The organism is Pseudomonas fitomaticsae, assembly GCF_021018765.1.
GTDB lineage: Bacteria > Pseudomonadota > Gammaproteobacteria > Pseudomonadales > Pseudomonadaceae > Aquipseudomonas > Aquipseudomonas fitomaticsae.
In genome coordinates, this window is sequence record NZ_CP075567.1 from 5,388,493 (window position 1) to 5,406,075 (window position 17,583).

The 17,583-nt window shown below is 61.8% G+C and carries 12 protein-coding genes; 9 read left to right on the forward strand and 3 right to left on the reverse strand.

Going from position 1 to position 17,583, the window contains the following annotated elements:
• Window positions 1–6 precede the first annotated feature (6 nt).
• The 7 genes from KJY40_RS24340 (at window position 7) to KJY40_RS24370 (ending at window position 6,916) form a co-directional block, all read left to right on the forward strand.
• Window positions 7–921, forward strand: coding sequence for a glutamate/aspartate ABC transporter substrate-binding protein (locus tag KJY40_RS24340; protein WP_230733247.1), 915 nt, complete (start codon window positions 7–9; stop codon window positions 919–921).
• A gap of 194 nt (window positions 922–1,115) precedes the next feature.
• Complete coding sequence (locus tag KJY40_RS24345; RefSeq protein WP_085745278.1) at window positions 1,116–1,862, forward strand: amino acid ABC transporter permease; 747 nt, start codon at window positions 1,116–1,118, stop codon at window positions 1,860–1,862.
• Entirely contained in the window at window positions 1,862–2,533 is a 672-nt protein-coding gene (locus tag KJY40_RS24350) for an amino acid ABC transporter permease (RefSeq protein WP_007953172.1), read from the forward strand. Before KJY40_RS24345 ends, KJY40_RS24350 begins: the two co-directional genes overlap by 1 nt.
• Entirely contained in the window at window positions 2,530–3,264 is a 735-nt protein-coding gene (locus KJY40_RS24355; protein WP_007953170.1) for an amino acid ABC transporter ATP-binding protein, read from the forward strand. Before KJY40_RS24350 ends, KJY40_RS24355 begins: the two co-directional genes overlap by 4 nt.
• 63 nt (window positions 3,265–3,327) lie before the next feature.
• Window positions 3,328–5,241 carry a two-component sensor histidine kinase AauS gene (gene aauS / locus KJY40_RS24360; protein WP_230733249.1) on the forward strand — a complete coding sequence of 638 codons (1,914 nt, stop codon included), beginning with the start codon at window positions 3,328–3,330 and terminating at the stop codon, window positions 5,239–5,241.
• Window positions 5,238–6,566 (forward strand): two-component response regulator AauR, encoded by a 1,329-nt coding sequence (gene aauR / locus KJY40_RS24365; protein WP_085606770.1) that lies wholly within the window; start codon window positions 5,238–5,240, stop codon window positions 6,564–6,566. The genes aauS and aauR overlap by 4 nt, the downstream gene beginning before the upstream one ends.
• A 20-nt stretch (window positions 6,567–6,586) precedes the next feature.
• A complete protein-coding gene (locus KJY40_RS24370) occupies window positions 6,587–6,916 on the forward strand; it encodes a GlpM family protein (RefSeq protein ID WP_192565048.1) in 330 nt (109 codons plus the stop codon).
• A gap of 1 nt (window position 6,917) precedes the next feature.
• Here the strand turns inward: KJY40_RS24370 and KJY40_RS24375 are convergent, their stop codons facing one another.
• Complete coding sequence (locus KJY40_RS24375) at window positions 6,918–7,952, reverse strand: alpha/beta fold hydrolase (RefSeq protein ID WP_230733251.1); 1,035 nt, start codon at window positions 7,950–7,952, stop codon at window positions 6,918–6,920.
• Between the two features lie 207 nt (window positions 7,953–8,159).
• Between KJY40_RS24375 and KJY40_RS24380 the strand changes: the two genes are divergently transcribed.
• Window positions 8,160–13,682, forward strand: coding sequence for a dermonecrotic toxin domain-containing protein (locus tag KJY40_RS24380; RefSeq protein WP_230733253.1), 5,523 nt, complete (start codon window positions 8,160–8,162; stop codon window positions 13,680–13,682).
• 43 nt (window positions 13,683–13,725) lie between these two features.
• Here the strand turns inward: KJY40_RS24380 and metE are convergent, their stop codons facing one another.
• Window positions 13,726–16,038, reverse strand: a complete 2,313-nt coding sequence (metE, locus tag KJY40_RS24385) for a 5-methyltetrahydropteroyltriglutamate--homocysteine S-methyltransferase (RefSeq protein WP_230733255.1) — start codon at window positions 16,036–16,038, stop codon at window positions 13,726–13,728.
• Between the two features lie 111 nt (window positions 16,039–16,149).
• On the opposite strand from metE, the gene metR reads away from it, so the two are divergent.
• A complete protein-coding gene (gene metR / locus KJY40_RS24390; RefSeq protein WP_085709456.1) occupies window positions 16,150–17,067 on the forward strand; it encodes a transcriptional regulator MetR in 918 nt (305 codons plus the stop codon).
• On the opposite strand, the gene KJY40_RS24395 is transcribed toward metR, so the two are convergent.
• Window positions 17,051–17,581 (reverse strand): GNAT family N-acetyltransferase, encoded by a 531-nt coding sequence (locus KJY40_RS24395; RefSeq protein ID WP_230733257.1) that lies wholly within the window; start codon window positions 17,579–17,581, stop codon window positions 17,051–17,053. The genes metR and KJY40_RS24395 overlap by 17 nt on opposite strands.
• Between the last annotated feature and the right edge of the window lie 2 nt (window positions 17,582–17,583).

A 17,583-nucleotide genomic window follows, 5' to 3' on the forward strand; every position in this document is an offset into this window, starting at 1 on the left:
AATTTGATGCGCATCGTTCCCCATATCCTGGGCGCAGCCATTGCTGCCGCTCTGATCAGCACACCAGTTTTCGCTGCCGAACTCACCGGCACCCTTAAGAAGATCAAAGAGTCCGGCGTCATCACCCTGGGCCACCGTGACGCTTCCATTCCTTTCTCCTACATCGCTAACGCTTCCGGCAAGCCGGTCGGCTACTCCCACGATATCCAGCTGGCCATCGTCGAAGCGATCAAGAAAGACCTGGACCTGCCAAACCTGCAGGTCAAATACAACCTGGTCACCTCGCAAACCCGTATCCCGCTGGTGCAGAACGGCACCGTGGACGTCGAGTGCGGCTCCACCACCAACAACGTCGAGCGTCAGCAACAGGTCGACTTCTCCGTCGGCATCTTCGAAATCGGTACCCGTCTGCTGTCCAAGGCTGACTCCAAGTACAAGGATTTCGACGATCTGAAAGGCAAGAACGTCGTGACCACCGCCGGCACCACTTCCGAGCGCATCCTCAAGGCGATGAACGCCGACAAGCAGATGGGCATGAACGTGATTTCCGCCAAGGACCACGGTGAATCCTTCCAGATGCTGGAATCGGGTCGTGCCGTTGCGTTCATGATGGACGACGCCCTGCTGGCCGGCGAAGCCGCCAAGGCCAAGAAAGCCTCCGACTGGGCCGTGACCGGTACTCCACAGTCGTACGAAATCTACGGCTGCATGATGCGCAAAGGCGACGAGCCGTTCAAAAAGGCTGTCGACGACGCCATCAAGGCGACCTACGCCTCGGGCGAGATCAACAAGATCTACGAAAAATGGTTCATGCAGCCGATTCCGCCAAAAGGCCTGAACCTGAACTTCCCGATGAGCGACGAGCTCAAGGCCCTGATCGCCAATCCGACCGACAAAGCGGCTGACGACAAGAAATCCTGATTTCTGACTAACCTTATCCCCTGAAGAGGCGCCTGCCTTTTCAGGGGATGGTCACTCCCTGCTGGCATTTTCTGGAAACACTCGAACCGGTGGCTGTCGAGCCGATCGCGTGTGCCTGATTTTCACAATCAGGGCGGGAACGGAGCTTCCCCAGGCGGGCACTTGTACATCGATCGAATCGAGGGGAGACCCTAATGAATTACAACTGGGACTGGGGCGTGTTCTTCAAGTCCACCGGCGTGGGCAGCGAGACCTATCTCGACTGGTTCATTTCCGGTCTGGGCTGGACCATCGCCATCGCCATCGTGGCCTGGATCATCGCCCTGATACTCGGCTCGCTGCTGGGCATCATGCGCACCGTGCCGAACCGCATCGTGTCGGGCATCGCGACCTGCTACGTCGAACTGTTCCGTAACGTGCCGCTGCTGGTTCAGCTGTTCATCTGGTACTTCCTGGTGCCCGATCTGCTGCCGCCGGATCTGCAGGAGTGGTACAAACAGGACCTGAACCCGACCACCTCGGCCTACCTGAGCGTTGTCGTCTGCCTGGGCCTGTTCACCGCCGCCCGTGTCTGCGAACAGGTTCGCACCGGTATCCAGGCGCTGCCGCGTGGCCAGGAATCCGCCGCCCGCGCCATGGGTTTCAAGCTGCCGCAGATCTACTGGAACGTGCTGCTGCCCCAGGCCTACCGGATCATCATTCCGCCGCTCACCTCGGAATTTCTGAACGTGTTCAAGAACTCCTCCGTGGCGTCCCTGATCGGTCTGATGGAGCTGCTGGCGCAAACCAAACAGACCGCCGAATTCTCGGCCAACCTGTTTGAAGCCTTCACCCTGGCGACCCTGATCTATTTCACCCTCAACATGAGCCTGATGCTGCTGATGCGCATGGTCGAGAAGAAAGTCGCCGTGCCCGGCCTGATCTCCGTGGGGGGTAAATAATGGAATTCGATTTCAGTGGCATCGTTCCGGCCATTCCCGGCCTGTGGAACGGCATGCTGATGACCCTCAAGCTGATGGCGCTGGGCGTGGTCGGCGGGATCATCCTCGGCACCATCCTCGCGCTGATGCGCCTGTCCCACAGCAAACTGCTGTCGAGCATCGCCGGCGCGTACGTCAACTATTTCCGTTCGATCCCGCTGCTGCTGGTGATCACCTGGTTCTACCTGGCGGTGCCGTTCGTGCTGCGCTGGATCACCGGCGAAGACACCCCGATCGGTGCGTTCACCTCGTGCATCGTGGCGTTCATGATGTTCGAAGCGGCGTACTTCTGCGAAATCGTCCGGGCCGGCGTGCAGTCGATCCCGAAAGGCCAGATGGGCGCGGCACAGGCACTGGGCATGACCTACGGCCAGATGATGCGCCTGATCATCCTGCCCCAGGCGTTCCGCAAGATGACCCCGCTGCTGCTGCAGCAGAGCATCATCCTGTTCCAGGACACTTCGCTGGTCTACACCGTGGGCCTGGTGGACTTCCTCAACGCCTCGCGCGCCAGTGGCGACATCATTGGCCGCTCGAATGAGTTCCTGATCTTCGCAGGTCTCGTGTACTTCACCATCAGCTTTGCCGCCTCGGTGCTGGTCAAGCGTCTGCAAAAAAGGTTCGCCGTATGATCTCTATCAAGAACATCAACAAGTGGTATGGGGACTTCCAGGTGCTGACCGATTGCAGCACCGAGGTCAAAAAGGGTGAGGTGATCGTGGTCTGCGGTCCGTCCGGTTCGGGCAAGTCGACCCTGATCAAGTGCGTCAACGCACTGGAGCCGTTCCAGAAAGGCGACATCGTGGTCGATGGAACATCGATTGCCGATCCGAAGACCAACCTGCCGAAACTGCGCTCGCGCGTCGGCATGGTGTTCCAGCATTTCGAACTGTTCCCGCACCTGACCATCACCGAAAACCTGACCATCGCGCAGATCAAGGTGCTGGGCCGCAGCAAGGAAGAGGCGACCAAGAAAGGCCTGCAACTGCTCGAACGTGTCGGCCTCTCGGCTCACGCCCACAAGCACCCGGGTCAACTGTCCGGCGGTCAGCAACAGCGTGTGGCGATCGCCCGTGCGCTGGCGATGGATCCGATCGTCATGCTGTTCGACGAACCGACCTCGGCGCTGGACCCGGAAATGGTCAACGAAGTGCTCGACGTGATGGTGCAACTGGCCCACGAAGGCATGACCATGATGTGCGTGACCCACGAAATGGGCTTCGCCCGTAAAGTGGCCGACCGCGTGATCTTCATGGACGCCGGCAAGATCATCGAAGACTGCAAGAAAGAAGAGTTCTTTGGCGACATCAGCCAACGCTCCGAACGCGCGCAGCATTTCCTCGAGAAAATCCTGCAGCACTAAAACTGCTGCATTCCCCGACATCCACTGTCGGGGAATGCAGGTGGTTGACCCAAGGCATCTGTGATGAAATGCGACCCCACTCTCTATCGCGCCACGCCGCCATCACTTGCCGTGAAACCCCGTCTGATCCGCCACCTGTTCCTGCCGCCGCTGGTCATCGCCCTGATGATCGGACTGGGTTACATCGGCTTCTGGACCAGTGAACATTTCGGCATTCGCAGCCTCGGCGAAAACGGCCAGCGCCAGCTGGAACTGCACGCCCGCGCGGTCGAAAGCGAGATCAGCAAATACACCTACCTGCCCAGCCTGCTGGAGCTCGAATCGAGCGTTTCGCAGTTGCTGGACGACCCGACTCCGGAACACCGGCAAACGGTCAACGATTACCTTGAAGGCCTGAACCGGCGCAGCCGCAGTCGGGCCATCTACGTCATGGACACCACCGGCCGCGTCATGGCCACCAGCAACTGGCGCGACGTCGACAGCTACCTCGGTGAAGACCTGTCATTCCGCGCCTACTTCCAGAACGCCATCCGCGGCCAGCCCGGACGTTTCTACGGGATCGGCAGCACCAACGGCGAACCCGGTTATTACCTGGCCCACGGCCTCGAAGAACACGGCAAGATCATCGGCGTCGCGGTGGTCAAGGTGCGGCTGGAAGCCATGGAAGAACGCTGGCAGCGGGCGCGCCTGGAAGCGTTCGTCAGCGACGAAAACGGCATCATCATTCTGTCCAGCGATCCGGCCCGGCGCCTGAAATCGGTGATACCGCTGAGCGACGAAACCAAGGAAAAACTCGCCCGCAGCCTGCAGTACTACTGGTTCCCGCTGAACGAACTGCAACCGCTGGCCCGGGAAACCCTGTCCGAGGGCGTGGAAAAACTCACCTTCCCGGCTAACAGCGAAGTGCCGAGCCAACAGGATGGCGATGAAGAAAACATCAGCTATCTGGCGCAAACCCGGCCACTGAGCGATACCCCGTGGAATTTCACCCTGCTCACGCCGTTGCAGGATCTGCGGCGCGAGGCGATCAATCAGGGGATTCTGGTGGCTGTGGCGTTTGCCTTGGTGGCGTTCCTGCTGATCGCCTGGAACGAACGGCGCAAGGTCATCGCCACCCGCCTCGCCGCCCGCGAAGCCCTGCAGGAAGCCAACAATCAGCTGGAACGTCGGATTACCGAACGCACCGCCGACCTGCGCGCCAGCAACGACCGGCTCAAGAGTCAGATCCGCGAACGGCGTCAGGCCGAAGAGACGTTGCGCCGCGCCCAGGACGAACTGGTACAGGCCGGCAAACTCGCGGCAATCGGTCAGATGTCCACCAGCATCGCCCACGAATTGAACCAGCCGCTGGCGGCGATGCGCACGCTGTCGGGCAACACCATCCGCTTCCTTGAGCGCGGCCAGCTGGATGTCGCCAGCACCAACCTCAAGACCATCAACGAGCTGATCGACCGCATGGGCCGGATCACCGCCAGCCTGCGCTCCTTCGCCCGGCGCGGCGACGACAAGGGCCGCGCCAGCCTCGGCAAAGCGGTGGATGCCGCGCTGCAAGTGCTCGGCGCCCGCGTCGAAAGTGCTTCCCTGCAACTGCATCGCCAGTTCAATGATGTGCAGGTGCAGATCGACCAGACGCGGCTGGAGCAGATTCTGGTCAACCTGATCGGCAACGCCCTCGACGCCATGCAGGCGCAACCGCTGCCGGAACTGTGGCTGGAAGGCGAAGAATTCAACGGCAAATATCGCCTGCGGGTGCGCGACAACGGTCACGGCATCGACGCCGAAGCGCGCAAGCACCTGTTCGAACCGTTCTTCACCACCAAGCCCGGAGAACAGGGCCTGGGCCTCGGCCTGACCCTGTCGGCCAGTCTCGCCGCCGCCACCGGCGGGCATCTGGGTGTCGAACACCCGGCCAGCGGTGGTACCACCTTCGTCCTCAGTTTACCGTTGGTAAGCCCTATTCCTGCCGAGCCAATATGAACAACGACCTTAGTGTGCTGATCGTCGAAGACGATCCCCATGTGCTGCTCGGCTGCCAGCAGGCGCTGACCCTCGAAGACATCCCCTGCATCGGCGTGGGCAGTGCCGAAGAGGCGCTGGAGCAGGTCGGCGACAACTTCGCCGGGATCGTCATCAGCGACATCCGCCTGCCCGGCATCGACGGCCTGGAACTGCTGACCCGGCTCAAGCAACGCGATCGCAGCCTGCCGGTGGTGCTGATTACCGGGCATGGCGACATCTCCATGGCCGTCGGCGCGATGCAGAAAGGCGCCTACGACTTCATGGAAAAACCGTTCTCCCCCGAACGTCTGGTCGATGTTGCCCGCCGTGCGCTGGAGCAACGCAGCCTGAATCGCGAAGTCTCCTCCCTGCGCCGGCAACTCGCCGAGCGCGACTCCCTTGAAGGACGGATTATCGGTCGTTCGCCGGCCATGCAGAACCTGCGCGAACTGATCGCCAACGTCGCCGATACCTCGGCCAACGTATTGATCGAAGGCGAAACCGGCACCGGCAAGGAACTGGTCGCCCGTTGCCTGCACGATTTCAGCCGCCGCCACACCAAGCAATTCGTCGCGCTGAACTGCGGCGGCCTGCCGGAAAACCTGTTCGAAAGCGAAATCTTCGGCCACGAGGCCAATGCCTTCACCGGCGCCGGCAAGCGGCGGATCGGCAAGATCGAGCATGCCGACGGCGGCACGCTGTTCCTCGACGAAGTGGAAAGCATGCCGCTGCCGTTGCAGATCAAACTGCTGCGGGTGTTGCAGGAGCGCACCCTCGAGCGCCTCGGCTCGAACCAGAGCGTGGCGGTGGATTGCCGGGTGATTGCGGCGACCAAATCCGACCTCGACGAATCGAGCAAGGCCGGGGAATTTCGCAGCGACTTGTACTACCGCCTCAACGTGGTGACGCTGGAACTGCCGCCCCTGCGCGAACGCCGCGAAGACATCCTGCAACTGTTCGAACACTTCACCCAGCAATCGGCCCTGCGTTTCGACCGCGCGCTGCCGGAGCTGGACAACCAGACCCTGTCGAGCCTGATGAGCCACGACTGGCCGGGCAACGTGCGCGAACTGCGCAACGTCGCCGAGCGTTTTGCCCTTGGTTTGCCGGCGTTCAAGAAAACCGGCGCGGGCAGCGCAGGTCAGGGCCTGGCGTTCGCCGAAGCGGTGGAAGCGTTCGAACGCAACCTGCTCAGCGACGCCCTGCAACGCAGCGGCGGCAACCTGACCCAGGCCAGCCTGGAACTGGGCATGGCCAAGACCACGCTGTTCGACAAAGTGAAGAAATACGGCCTGAGCCATTAAGCGAGAACGACGTGGATCTGATTTTCAAGGCAATGCTCGGTGCGGCAGTCGTGGTGATCCTCGCCATGCTGGCCAAGACCAAAAACTACTACATCGCCGGGCTGGTGCCGCTGTTCCCGACCTTCGCCCTGATCGCTCACTACATCGTCGGCAAAGGACGTTCGGTCGACGACCTGAAGACCACCATCGTCTTCGGCATGTGGTCGATCATTCCGTACTTCGTCTATCTGGCGACGCTGTACGTGATGGTCGACCGCATGCGCCTCGAAGCTTCGCTGGCGGTCGCGGCGGTGGCGTGGTTGATGGCGGCGACGGTGCTGGTGTCGGTGTGGGTACGGCTTCACGCCTGAGTCAAAGCAGGTTGTGTTCCGCCACCGGTTCGATCTGCGCCCAGTGCGACGTGTCTTCGCGATGCTCGCGCAAATACGGCAACACCGCCGCCAGCAACGGCTCCTTGAATGCTTCCTGAAAACGGTGCGCCAGCCCAGGAATCAACCGCAGCTGACTGCCGCGAATGTGCGCCGCCAGATGCACGCCGTGCATCACCGGCAGCAGCGGATCCGCCGTGCCATGCACCACCAGCGTCGGCACCCGCAGTTGATTGAGCAACGCCACCCGGCTCGGTTCGGCGAGGATCGCCATGATCTGGCGCTTCACGCCTTCGGGATTGAACGCCCGGTCATAGGACAGCGCCGCCTGATGCAGCAACATCTGACGATCATCAGTGACCGTCGGACTGCCCAGCGCCGCCAGCAGATCGGCCTGTTGCTCAAGCGCGATCTGGCGATTGGGGGCGCCACGCCGTGACAACAATTGCACCAACGCCGCGCTCGGCGCCGGCAGCCCTTCGGCACCGGAGCTGGTCATGATCAGCGTCAGGCTCTCGACCCGTTGCGGCGCCATCGCGGCCATGTGCTGGGCGATCATCCCGCCCATGCTCGCGCCGAGTACGTGGAATTGCTCGACGTGCAATGCATCCATCAGGCCCAGCGCATCGTCGGCCATATCGGTCAGGCTGTAGGGTGCCGCCACCGGCAGGCCGAGTTTGTAGCGCAGCACTTCAAAGGTCAGGTTGGCTTCCATTGGCGTCTGGCGCCAGGTCGACAGGCCGACATCGCGGTTGTCATAACGGATCACCCGAAAGCCCTGCTGACACAGCGCGACCACCACTTCATCCGGCCAGTGGATCAACTGCCCGCCCAGGCCCATCACCAGCAACAGCGCCGGATCCGACGCACGACCGATGCTCTGGTACGCCAGGCTCACCTGCGCCAGATCGACCCGTTCGGTCGGTACATTGACGTCGCAACGCGACGCCGCATAGGACGCCGGAACGAAAAAAACCGCGGCCAACAACGCCGCGATTGCAAAAATTCCCTTGAACATGAAAAACACCGAAACGCAGAACCCCAGTAGAGCGCGAGTCTGATGAAGTTTGTTCAAGCGCGCTGCCACAGTTTGATGACAGTTTGATGAAGAGTGCCGAGCGGTCGGACGGGCCGATAACTATGTAGCACCCGGGCACCCGGTCATTTTCCTTGAATGGCGCTTGAGTGGGGCGGATCCGCCGCCCTTCCCTTGAGCCCCATTGCCATGATCGAACGCTTCTTTCTAGTGAACCCCCCTGCGCCGATGCCCTCGTTTCCCGGTTTTACCGCCCTGCCGGCGTCTGTCGATGAAAGCCTGCTGCACAGTGCGGCCACCCGTCGGCAAGCGTGCAGCGAAGAATTGCGACAACTGTGTGCCGGCGTGCCGTCGGTACGCGAGACGCTCAACCGGTTGCTCCGTCAGGAACTGGACCTGGACGGTGAGCAGGCTGGCTTGTCGTTCCCACCCGGTGGCGGGTACCCGGAACGTCGGGTCAGCCTGGTGACAGCCTGCGCCTTCGTCACCCAATCCGCCCGACCAGAGGAATGGCTCGACAACCAATGCCGGGTGACCGGTGTGAACAGCAGTCATGCATTGTCGACGCTCGCCCCGTCGCAACTGCTCGCCCGGATCAAAGCCCTCGAACCGGCACTGGCGCTCGACGAACGCTGGAATACCTACTGGCAGGGCCGCGCTCCGGGTACGCCCCGCTCCCGCCGGGAACAGGTCGGCTGGTTGTATCGCGGGCATATCGAGACGGCCGCGCAAATGGCCTTCGCCCGACGCACGGTGACAGCCGACCAGCTTCAGCCACTGTGGTCGCTGATGGGGGAACCGGGTACGCGGCCTGCGGCTGACGATACCCTCAGCGTCGAGCTGCCGACCTTGTGCCTGCACAATGGCGTGCGGGTAAAACCGCCGGCGGCCTGGGTCATCAGTCGGGGAGACGGCGCCGCACAGTTGCTGTACGTGCCTGATCAAGCGGACGCGATCCAGGCTTTCGCCCGGCGCAGTGACTTGCATGCCTGGCTGGCACAAGGATCTCTGGTGCCCGCCGGTCTGCCACTCGAAAACCTTCAGGTCGAATACCTCCCGGCCGGGCAATCGCTGGTCACTGCGGTCAACGAATGGCTGTTGCAGCAGCAAATGGTGCAGGTTGCTGCCCTGCGCAACGGCACGGACGGCACGCGCGGCCTGGCCGAACAGGGTTCCCACGCGCTGGTCGTCGCCGACAGGGTCGACCGGCAACGCAGCATGGCCGTCTTCTGCGCCCCGCCCGGTCTGGACAATCAACCGTCCGGCGCCCGTGCAGCGGACGAAGACGAAGTCTCGCTGTTCGGCAGCCTGCATCCCGATATTCCCCGTTCCCTGCGACAGGCCAGCGTCACCCGGGCGCACGATGAGTTCGAAGCATCAAGCGATGGCGACATCCTGAAATCGTTCGAGGCGCTGCAAACGACACTGGAAACGGCCGAACAGGCCGCCGATCTCGCAGCACGCGCCCTGCTCTATCGCGAACGGGTGCTGGACCTGACCACCTTCAACCGCCAGTTCACCGCGCTGTACAACGCACACATTCAAGGTCTGCGGGCCGAGGCCGGGATGCAGCGGGCACTGAATCGCCTGAGTGTCGAAGAACATGACCTGCTCATCGAATGGCTCGATGCACCTGACCGAACCGATGCCGACCGGGTTGTGAAAAGCCTGACACTGTCACTGGCCGAATCCGAGGGAGACACAGTCTCCACCAGCCTCCAGACGCTCCATGGCCCGCTCGTACTGATGTCCGGTTCGATACAGAGCCTGTTGCTTTACTGGCCCGGCAGCGGTGGAGGCCTCCAGCGATTCGTCAATCGCCAGGCACTTGAGCGGCACGTGTTCAAGCTGCACGCCGGTGACACACAGCAAACCTTGCAATTGAACACCCTGACCGGCGACCCGTTGCTCCATGTGTTGAATCAGTTGACCGGAGAGTTTGAAACCCGGGCAGCAACGATTCGCCAGCGATACAGCGAGCCGTCACAGGCACAACAGCGCGCAGATGCACTGGAGCAACTGCGCCGCAAGACACTTCCCCTGCTACAGGTGCCCGTCGATGCCGCACGACGCCTGGCGCTGTTTCATCGAATCCAGCAGGAACGCAGCGCAACCCTCGCCACACAGGCACCGGCCTGGCTGGCCGACCTGAGTGACAACGAACGAAGCACGCTCAAGACGCTGGTCCAGGCCTGGATCAGCGCGATGCACCGCAGTCACGCACTGCTGACCGTCGCGCTGCCACCCCGGGAGGATTTCACTCGACAGCATCTGCACGCCCGACTACGTCAAGATTTTTCTCTCACGGGACACTTTTCGGTACAGCTGGATCTGCCGGACTCGGTTGCCCTGCAAAAACAGGCCTTCAGTGCGCCCGGGGCACGGGGCACGCCGCAAAAACTGGTCGCTGTCCCCAGCACCAGACGCAGCCGGATGTCCCTCGAAACCCTGGCCCAGCTCAATATCGACAACACCCCGTCGATGAACCTTGAACAACTGCCACTGCGCCTTGGCTTCATGCGCGTGGAAGTCAGCGCCACCGATGAGCGGGAGCATCAGACCCTCACTGCCGGTATTACCCAGGCTTACCTGCGCAAACTGATGCCTGAACTGGACCTGCCCAAGGCTTACGAAAACAGGATTTACGACACCTTCAAAGGCACGACCGATGAACCACCGTTCCAGCGCGAGCACCGTCAGGAATGCCTGCTCGAACCCTGGCAGGTGATGCTCAAGCTGCAAGGCCGATGCGCACGACTGCAGCACCACATTGGCGACTCTGACCTGAGCCTGTTCGAAACCGCCATCGACGCCGACACACCCGACGCCTGGACAGCCGCCGGTCGCCGCATTGCCCTGCTTCCGGCATCCCTCGCCGCCGGTGGCACTGACACACCGAATGAAGGCCCCACCACATTGTCCGGTGTGACCTTCATCGAAGAACAAATCAGCGGCACGACGCTGCTCTATCTGCCGGATGCCCCCGACGCGAGGTTTCTGCGCCGATACGACAGCCTTGAAGCGGCCCGCAAGGATCTGTTCAACCGTTGCAGCCAGGACGAGATGATCCGCTATCTGGCCGGCCGGGCCTTGCAAGGCAGCGTACGCGCCCACGAACAGCGCATCGCTCAGGCGGTGGACAAACGCTTCGATGCGATTATCAGTGTCGGCCCTCGCTGGCCGGCAACCACGTCGCTGGCCGCTCATCTGCTCAATGCGCACATGGGGCGTCTGATCGAGGTCCATCGCGGGTCCTCACGCTCCAACGACGCGTTGTATCGGGAACGTTATGCCCTGCAGGGCACACGGGTGTTCGATTACACGAAAATGGCCCTGGGCATGCTGCCATTCGTTGGCAGTGCCATCGCCCTTTACGACGCCTGGAACGCGGCCAACCAGGCAGTGGCCGCTTTTTTGCGAGGCAGGCTCGGCGACGGCCTGGCCGAAGTCGAATCGGTGTTGCTGTGCCTGATCGACGCGTTGATCGACATCGTGCCTGGCGCCGGTGCAGCCCTGACGGCCCGCTCGGCCACCCGTGCCCGCCTGCTGCGAAACCTGGTCCCGGAGGCCGGCACGCTGACCGCTCCCGATACCCGGCAGGCCCGGCGCATCGTTGAGCGCTTTGCCGGTTACGAATATGAGAAACCTGTCTCGCTGGCGGGATTGCAACCGGCCGAAGGAGGCGTCTGGAAAAATATCTATCGCCACACGGAGGGCGATTTCATTGTCCGGCAGGGCCGGATCTATCAGATCGAATGGAGCCGCGATTCCCGCAACTGGCGCCTGAGCGGCACCACGCGCAAAACCTACAAACAACCTATTGCCCTGAACGAAGCCGGAGAGTGGGACACCTGGTTCGGTGTCTACGGCACCACTTTCGAAGGCGGCGGTGTCGGTGGCGGTGGCGTGATCGGGCATATGGCCGATGTGCTCGATCCAATCTGGCCACAGGCAATCCGTGAGCACCTTCCGCGCTGGCTGGTCGACCGGACCTACCGCCGACACCATCAACTGACGCTCGAATGTGATGAACTGAGTTACCGCCTCGATCCCCAGATCGAACGAAGCAACAGGGCGATCAACGCTTACAGCCTGGCACCCGACGACGCTCTGCTGAGAAGAGCCGCGCAGAAAGCCTGTGATGAGGACATTGCCCTGCTCACCCGGCAGTACCAGACAATCGCCGAGCTGCGCCCCCTCACCCATGGCAACAAGTTGCGCGCCCTGCTTGAAATACAGAGCCAGGACGCCGCACGGGTGACCGACCGCCTCAAACACCGTGTCCATATGGCCAACCACCGGATCTACAAATGGCTCGACGAGATCGACACCCGGCACGCGACCCTCGATGCCCTGCCGGACAACTCGATTGCCGAACGCCTGGCCCTGCTGCAGGAAATGCGCAGATTGCGCGTGGATGTGACCACCGCCATTGAAGAGGTCGAAGCACTCAAGGGCGACATGAACCGCTGGTACGCGCTGATCAGTGTACGTTCGGACAAGGCCAGACTGACCGAGGCCGTTACCTATTTGAACGGGCGCATGAACGATTTCAATCTTGGATACCTGAAGACCGCTCACCGCCTGGAGTCCATCAAGAATTTCGAAAACACCGGCGACGTCTCCTGGCTCTACCTGCAACAAAGGGCCTGGCAATTGCGCATCGACATGGACCGTGCGCTCTTCACCCAGTTCAGCCTGTCCGAAGTCAGCACCAACCGGGCGCAGCGCATGCAGATCCTGGGCAACTGCCTCGACACCTACACCCGATACTGCCGGGAAATGAACCAGTGGACGACCAGCTATCCACAGTACTTTCACATGGAAGAGTTCGAACCACTGATGGCTGGCATCGAAGCCATGGCCGAACGCGCCAGGAAGACTATCGTTCATCCCGTACCACCTCGTACCGCTGGACAAATCGAGAAGAAGATTTTCCAGACCGAAGGCCAGCAATGGCTGATCGGGGTGGAAAACTGGGAACCCAAAAGCCGCAAGCGGCAGTTCGTACTGAACCATGGCAAGGCGGGCCGGGAAGTCTGGGAACAGGCTGACAACGGCAAATTTAGCCTGCGGACGGTGAACGCGCCGCCGCCCGCCTCTTCCCGCAACCTCGCATCGCTGCTGGCCGATGCCCGCAAGCGTCTGGACGGGCAAGCGGCCTATCAGGCCAAGGTGCAGGGACATGCCGAGCGCGACATGCTCCCGGTGGATCTGGAACATATGATGGCCAGTGAAGCCGATGACCTGAGCCGTCGGGCCAGAGACATTGAAGCGATGTCGGCAGAGAACCCGATCATCGGTGAACTGAAATCGAAGGCCGACGAATTGCGCCTCACCGGGCGGCAGTTGCGCACCCGACAAACCCTGAGGAGTCGTAAACCCACCGACGGCATGCTCGATGATCTGCTGCGACAGAACGCCGTGGAAGTGCGCAAGGTGGCCCTGATGAAACAACTGCCCAACCGCCCTGACGGTCGTCCCGACCATATGCAGGAATACGAAATCCACGACCTGAGCGTTCGCCCGCCGCGTCTGCTGTGGTATGCGCATTTCCACTACAACAGACCCAGGCCGTCATTCGCTGAGTTCGAGAAAGCGCACCTGAAACTGCCGGAGCACCGCTACCTGACTCACGCCGACAATGCGGCGCTGCCGTATGCCGACATCGGCAAACGCTCGCCGGTCCTGCCCTGGTTCGAAGCGTTGTAAAACAAAACGGGGAGCGGTTGGCCGCTCCCCGTTTTGCTGTGCGTCAAGCCAGCTGACTGCGCAATTGCCGCGCTGCCGCGACCATGTTCACCAGCGCTGCTTCCGTCTCCGGCCAGGCTCGGGTTTTCAGCCCGCAATCGGGATTGACCCACAACCGCGCTGCCGGAATCCGTTTCACGGCCTTGCTCATCAGCTTGACCATTTCCGCCGTGTCCGGCACCCGTGGCGAGTGGATGTCGTAGACACCCGGACCGATGTCGTTCGGGTAGTCGAACGCTTCGAAGGCATCGAGCAATTCCATGTCCGAACGTGAGGTTTCGATGGTGATCACGTCGGCGTCCATGTCGGCGATGGCCTTGATTACGTCATTGAATTCGCTGTAACACATGTGGGTGTGAATCTGGGTTTCATCCTTCACGCCCGAGGCGGTCAGCCGGAACGCCTCCACCGCCCAGTCCAGATATTCCTGCCACTGTGCACGGCGCAGCGGCAGACCTTCGCGGAACGCGGCTTCGTCGATCTGCACGATTTTGATCCCGGCGTTTTCCAGATCCACCACTTCATCCCGCAGGGCCAGCGCCAGTTGCTGCGCCTGAACCTTGCGCGACACGTCTTCGCGGGGGAACGACCACATCAGCATGGTCACGGGACCTGTGAGCATGCCTTTCATGACCTTGTCGGTCAGGCTCTGGGCGTAGGTGATCCAGTCCACGGTCATGGCGTTCGGACGGGACAGATCGCCATAAATCACCGCCGGTTTGACGCAACGGGAACCGTAGCTCTGGACCCAGCCGAAACGAGTGAACAAGTATCCGTCGAGCTGCTCGGCGAAGTACTCGACCATGTCGTTGCGTTCGGCTTCACCGTGCACCAGCACATCGAGGCCCAGACGTTCCTGCACCTGTACCGCGTGGCGGATTTCGCTGCGCATGGCGTCGTGATAATCGTTGGCCGACAGCTTGCCCTGCTTGTAGGCCTGACGGGCCAGGCGAATCGAACCGGTCTGCGGGAACGAGCCGATGGTGGTGGTCGGGAACGTCGGCAATTTCAAACGCACCTGCTGTGCGGCGATGCGTTTGGCGAACGGCGAATGACGCTGGCTGTCGCTGGCATTGATGGCCTCGATCCGCGCCTGCACGGCGGCCTTGTGAATACGCGGCGAGCGGGCGCGGCTTTCCTGAATGGCGCGGCTTTCGGCCAGTGCGCTTTGCACTTTCGGTGCTTGTGGATCGTTCAGCGCATCACGCAACACGGAGATTTCGGCGCACTTCTGCACGGCGAATGCCAGCCAGCTTTTCAGTTCCGGATCGAGCTTGTCTTCGCGCTCGACATCCACCGGGCTGTGCAGCAACGAGCAGGAACTGCTGACCCACAGGTTGTCGCCAAAGCGTTCCTGCGCCGGTTGCAACTGCGCCAGTGCCTGCTCCAGTTCGCAGCGCCAGACGTTGCGGCCGTTGACCAGGCCTACCGAAAGAATCTTGTAGGTCGGCAGGCGATCCAGCACCTGGCCGAGCTGATCCGGCGCACGCACCGCGTCGATGTGCAGACCTTGCACCGGCAGGCCGACGGCCAGACCGAGGTTGTCCTGCAGGCCACTGAAATAGGTCGCCACCAGTTTTTTCAGCGGCGAGTACTGCAGGATGTGATAGGCGCGTTCGAAGGCGTTCTTCCAGGCTTGCGGCAGGTCAAGGGTGAGAATCGGCTCGTCGATCTGCACCCACTCCACGCCTTGTGCGGCAAGCCGCCCGAGAATTTCGTTGTACACCGGCAGCAGACGCTCGAGCAGGTCGAGCTTGTCGAAGTCGTTGCCTTTCGCCTTGCCCAGCCACAGATAAGTCAGCGGCCCGATGATCACCGGTTTGACGTTGTGACCGAGGGCTTTGGCTTCTTCGACTTCATCGAACAGCTGTTCCCAGCTCAGTTTGAACGACTGGTCTGCGGTGAACTCCGGGACCAGAAAGTGGTAGTTGGTGTCGAACCACTTGGTCAGCTCTTGAGCGTATTGAGTCTTGCCGTGCTCACCGCCGCAGCAGGACGCCGTGGCGCCACGGGCCATGGCAAACAGCGTATCGAGGGTCGGCAGACCGCGTTCATCGCGCACGTCATCGAAGCGCTCCGGGATCACACCGAAGGTCAGCGAGTGGGTCAGCACCTGGTCGTACCAGGCGAAGTCGCCGACCGGCAGCAGGTCGATGCCGGCGTCCTTCTGCAATTGCCAGTGTCTGGCGCGCAGCTCACGACCGACCTGATTCAGGGACGCCTGATCGAGATCGCCTTTCCAACAGGCTTCGAGGGCTTTTTTCAGTTCGCGGTCGGCGCCGATGCGCGGGAAACCAAGGGTGTGGGCCACGGCCATGTCGAGTGTTCTCCATTGCGTAAAAGATGGCGCCATTGTCGACAGCCAGGGCAACATGAGACAAACTCAACCTTTTCGTGTTGATCACAAATTTTCCTCATGGAGCCTGCGGTGCTTGAGATCCGTCACCTGAAAACCCTGCATGCCCTGCGCGAAGCCGACAGCCTGGTGGATGCGGCCGACCGCCTGCACCTGACCCAGTCGGCGCTGTCCCACCAGTTCAAGGAACTGGAGGAACGCATGGGCATGCCGTTGTTCGTGCGCAAGACCAAACCGGTGCGCTTCACCAGCGCCGGCCTGCGCCTGCTGCAACTGGCCGACGCGACCCTGCCGCTGCTGCGTGCTGCCGAACGTGACATCGGACGTCTGGCCGGGGGCACCGCCGGGCGTCTGCACATGGCCATCGAATGCCACAGCTGCTTCCAGTGGCTGATGCCGACCATCGACCAGTTCCGCGATGCATGGCCGGAAGTCGAACTCGACCTCGCTTCGGGTTTCTCGTTTGCCCCGCTGCCGGCACTGGCCCGGGGCGATCTGGATCTGGTGGTGACGTCCGACCCGCTGGAAATCGCCGGCATCACCTACGTGCCGCTGTTCACCTACGAAGCCATGCTTGCGGTGGCCAACCAGCACGCGCTGGCAAGCAAACCGTACATCGTCCCCGAAGACCTGCTGACCGAAACCCTGATCACCTACCCGGTGGAACGGGATCGGCTGGACATCTTCACCCGCTTCCTCGAACCGGCCGACATCGAACCGGCGCAGGTACGCACCTCAGAGCTGACGGTGATGATGATGCAACTGGTGGCCAGCGGCCGTGGCGTATGCGGCATGCCGCACTGGGCGCTGCATGAATACAGCTCACGGGGTTACGTGAAGGCCAAGCGGCTGGGCGAGAAAGGTCTGTTCGCGACGCTGTACGCGGCGATCCGCGCCGACATGCTGGACGCGCCGTACATGCGCGATTTCCTGCTGACGGCCAAGGACACCTCGTTCTCGACCCTGGATGGAGTCAGCGCGGTTCGTTGAGGCTGGCGGTTGACACAGAAGGCGGGCACCACATGTGGATCTTGTCGAAGTAGTCCTCGCCGACCCGCACCGCCATTGGTTCGAGGCCGAACTGAATGAAGCCGCAGCGCTGGTACAGCTGGAACGCCGCGTCATTGCCGGCGGTGACGGTCAATTGAATGACTTTCAGCGCCGGATGCTGCTGCGCCTCAACCAGCACCGCCTCCATCAATTTCAGCCCCAGCCCGCGCTGACGAAATTCAGCCGACACATACAGGCCGAATACCGTTGCCTTGTGCCGGGCCTTCTCCCGAGGCTCGAACGCCAGGCCAACGATGCCCGCCAAGCGGCCGTCTTCGAACGCGCCGAACACCGCGTCGAGCTTGCTGGTCAGGCGTGATTCCCACCAGCTCAGCGGCATCACTGCGCGCTCGCGCACGCTGGAGGTGAACGCCTGCGGATGCCGGTCATAGGCTTCCAGCATCAGCTCGCGATAGGCCAGCGCATGACTGGCATCCAGCCGTTCGATCCACATGT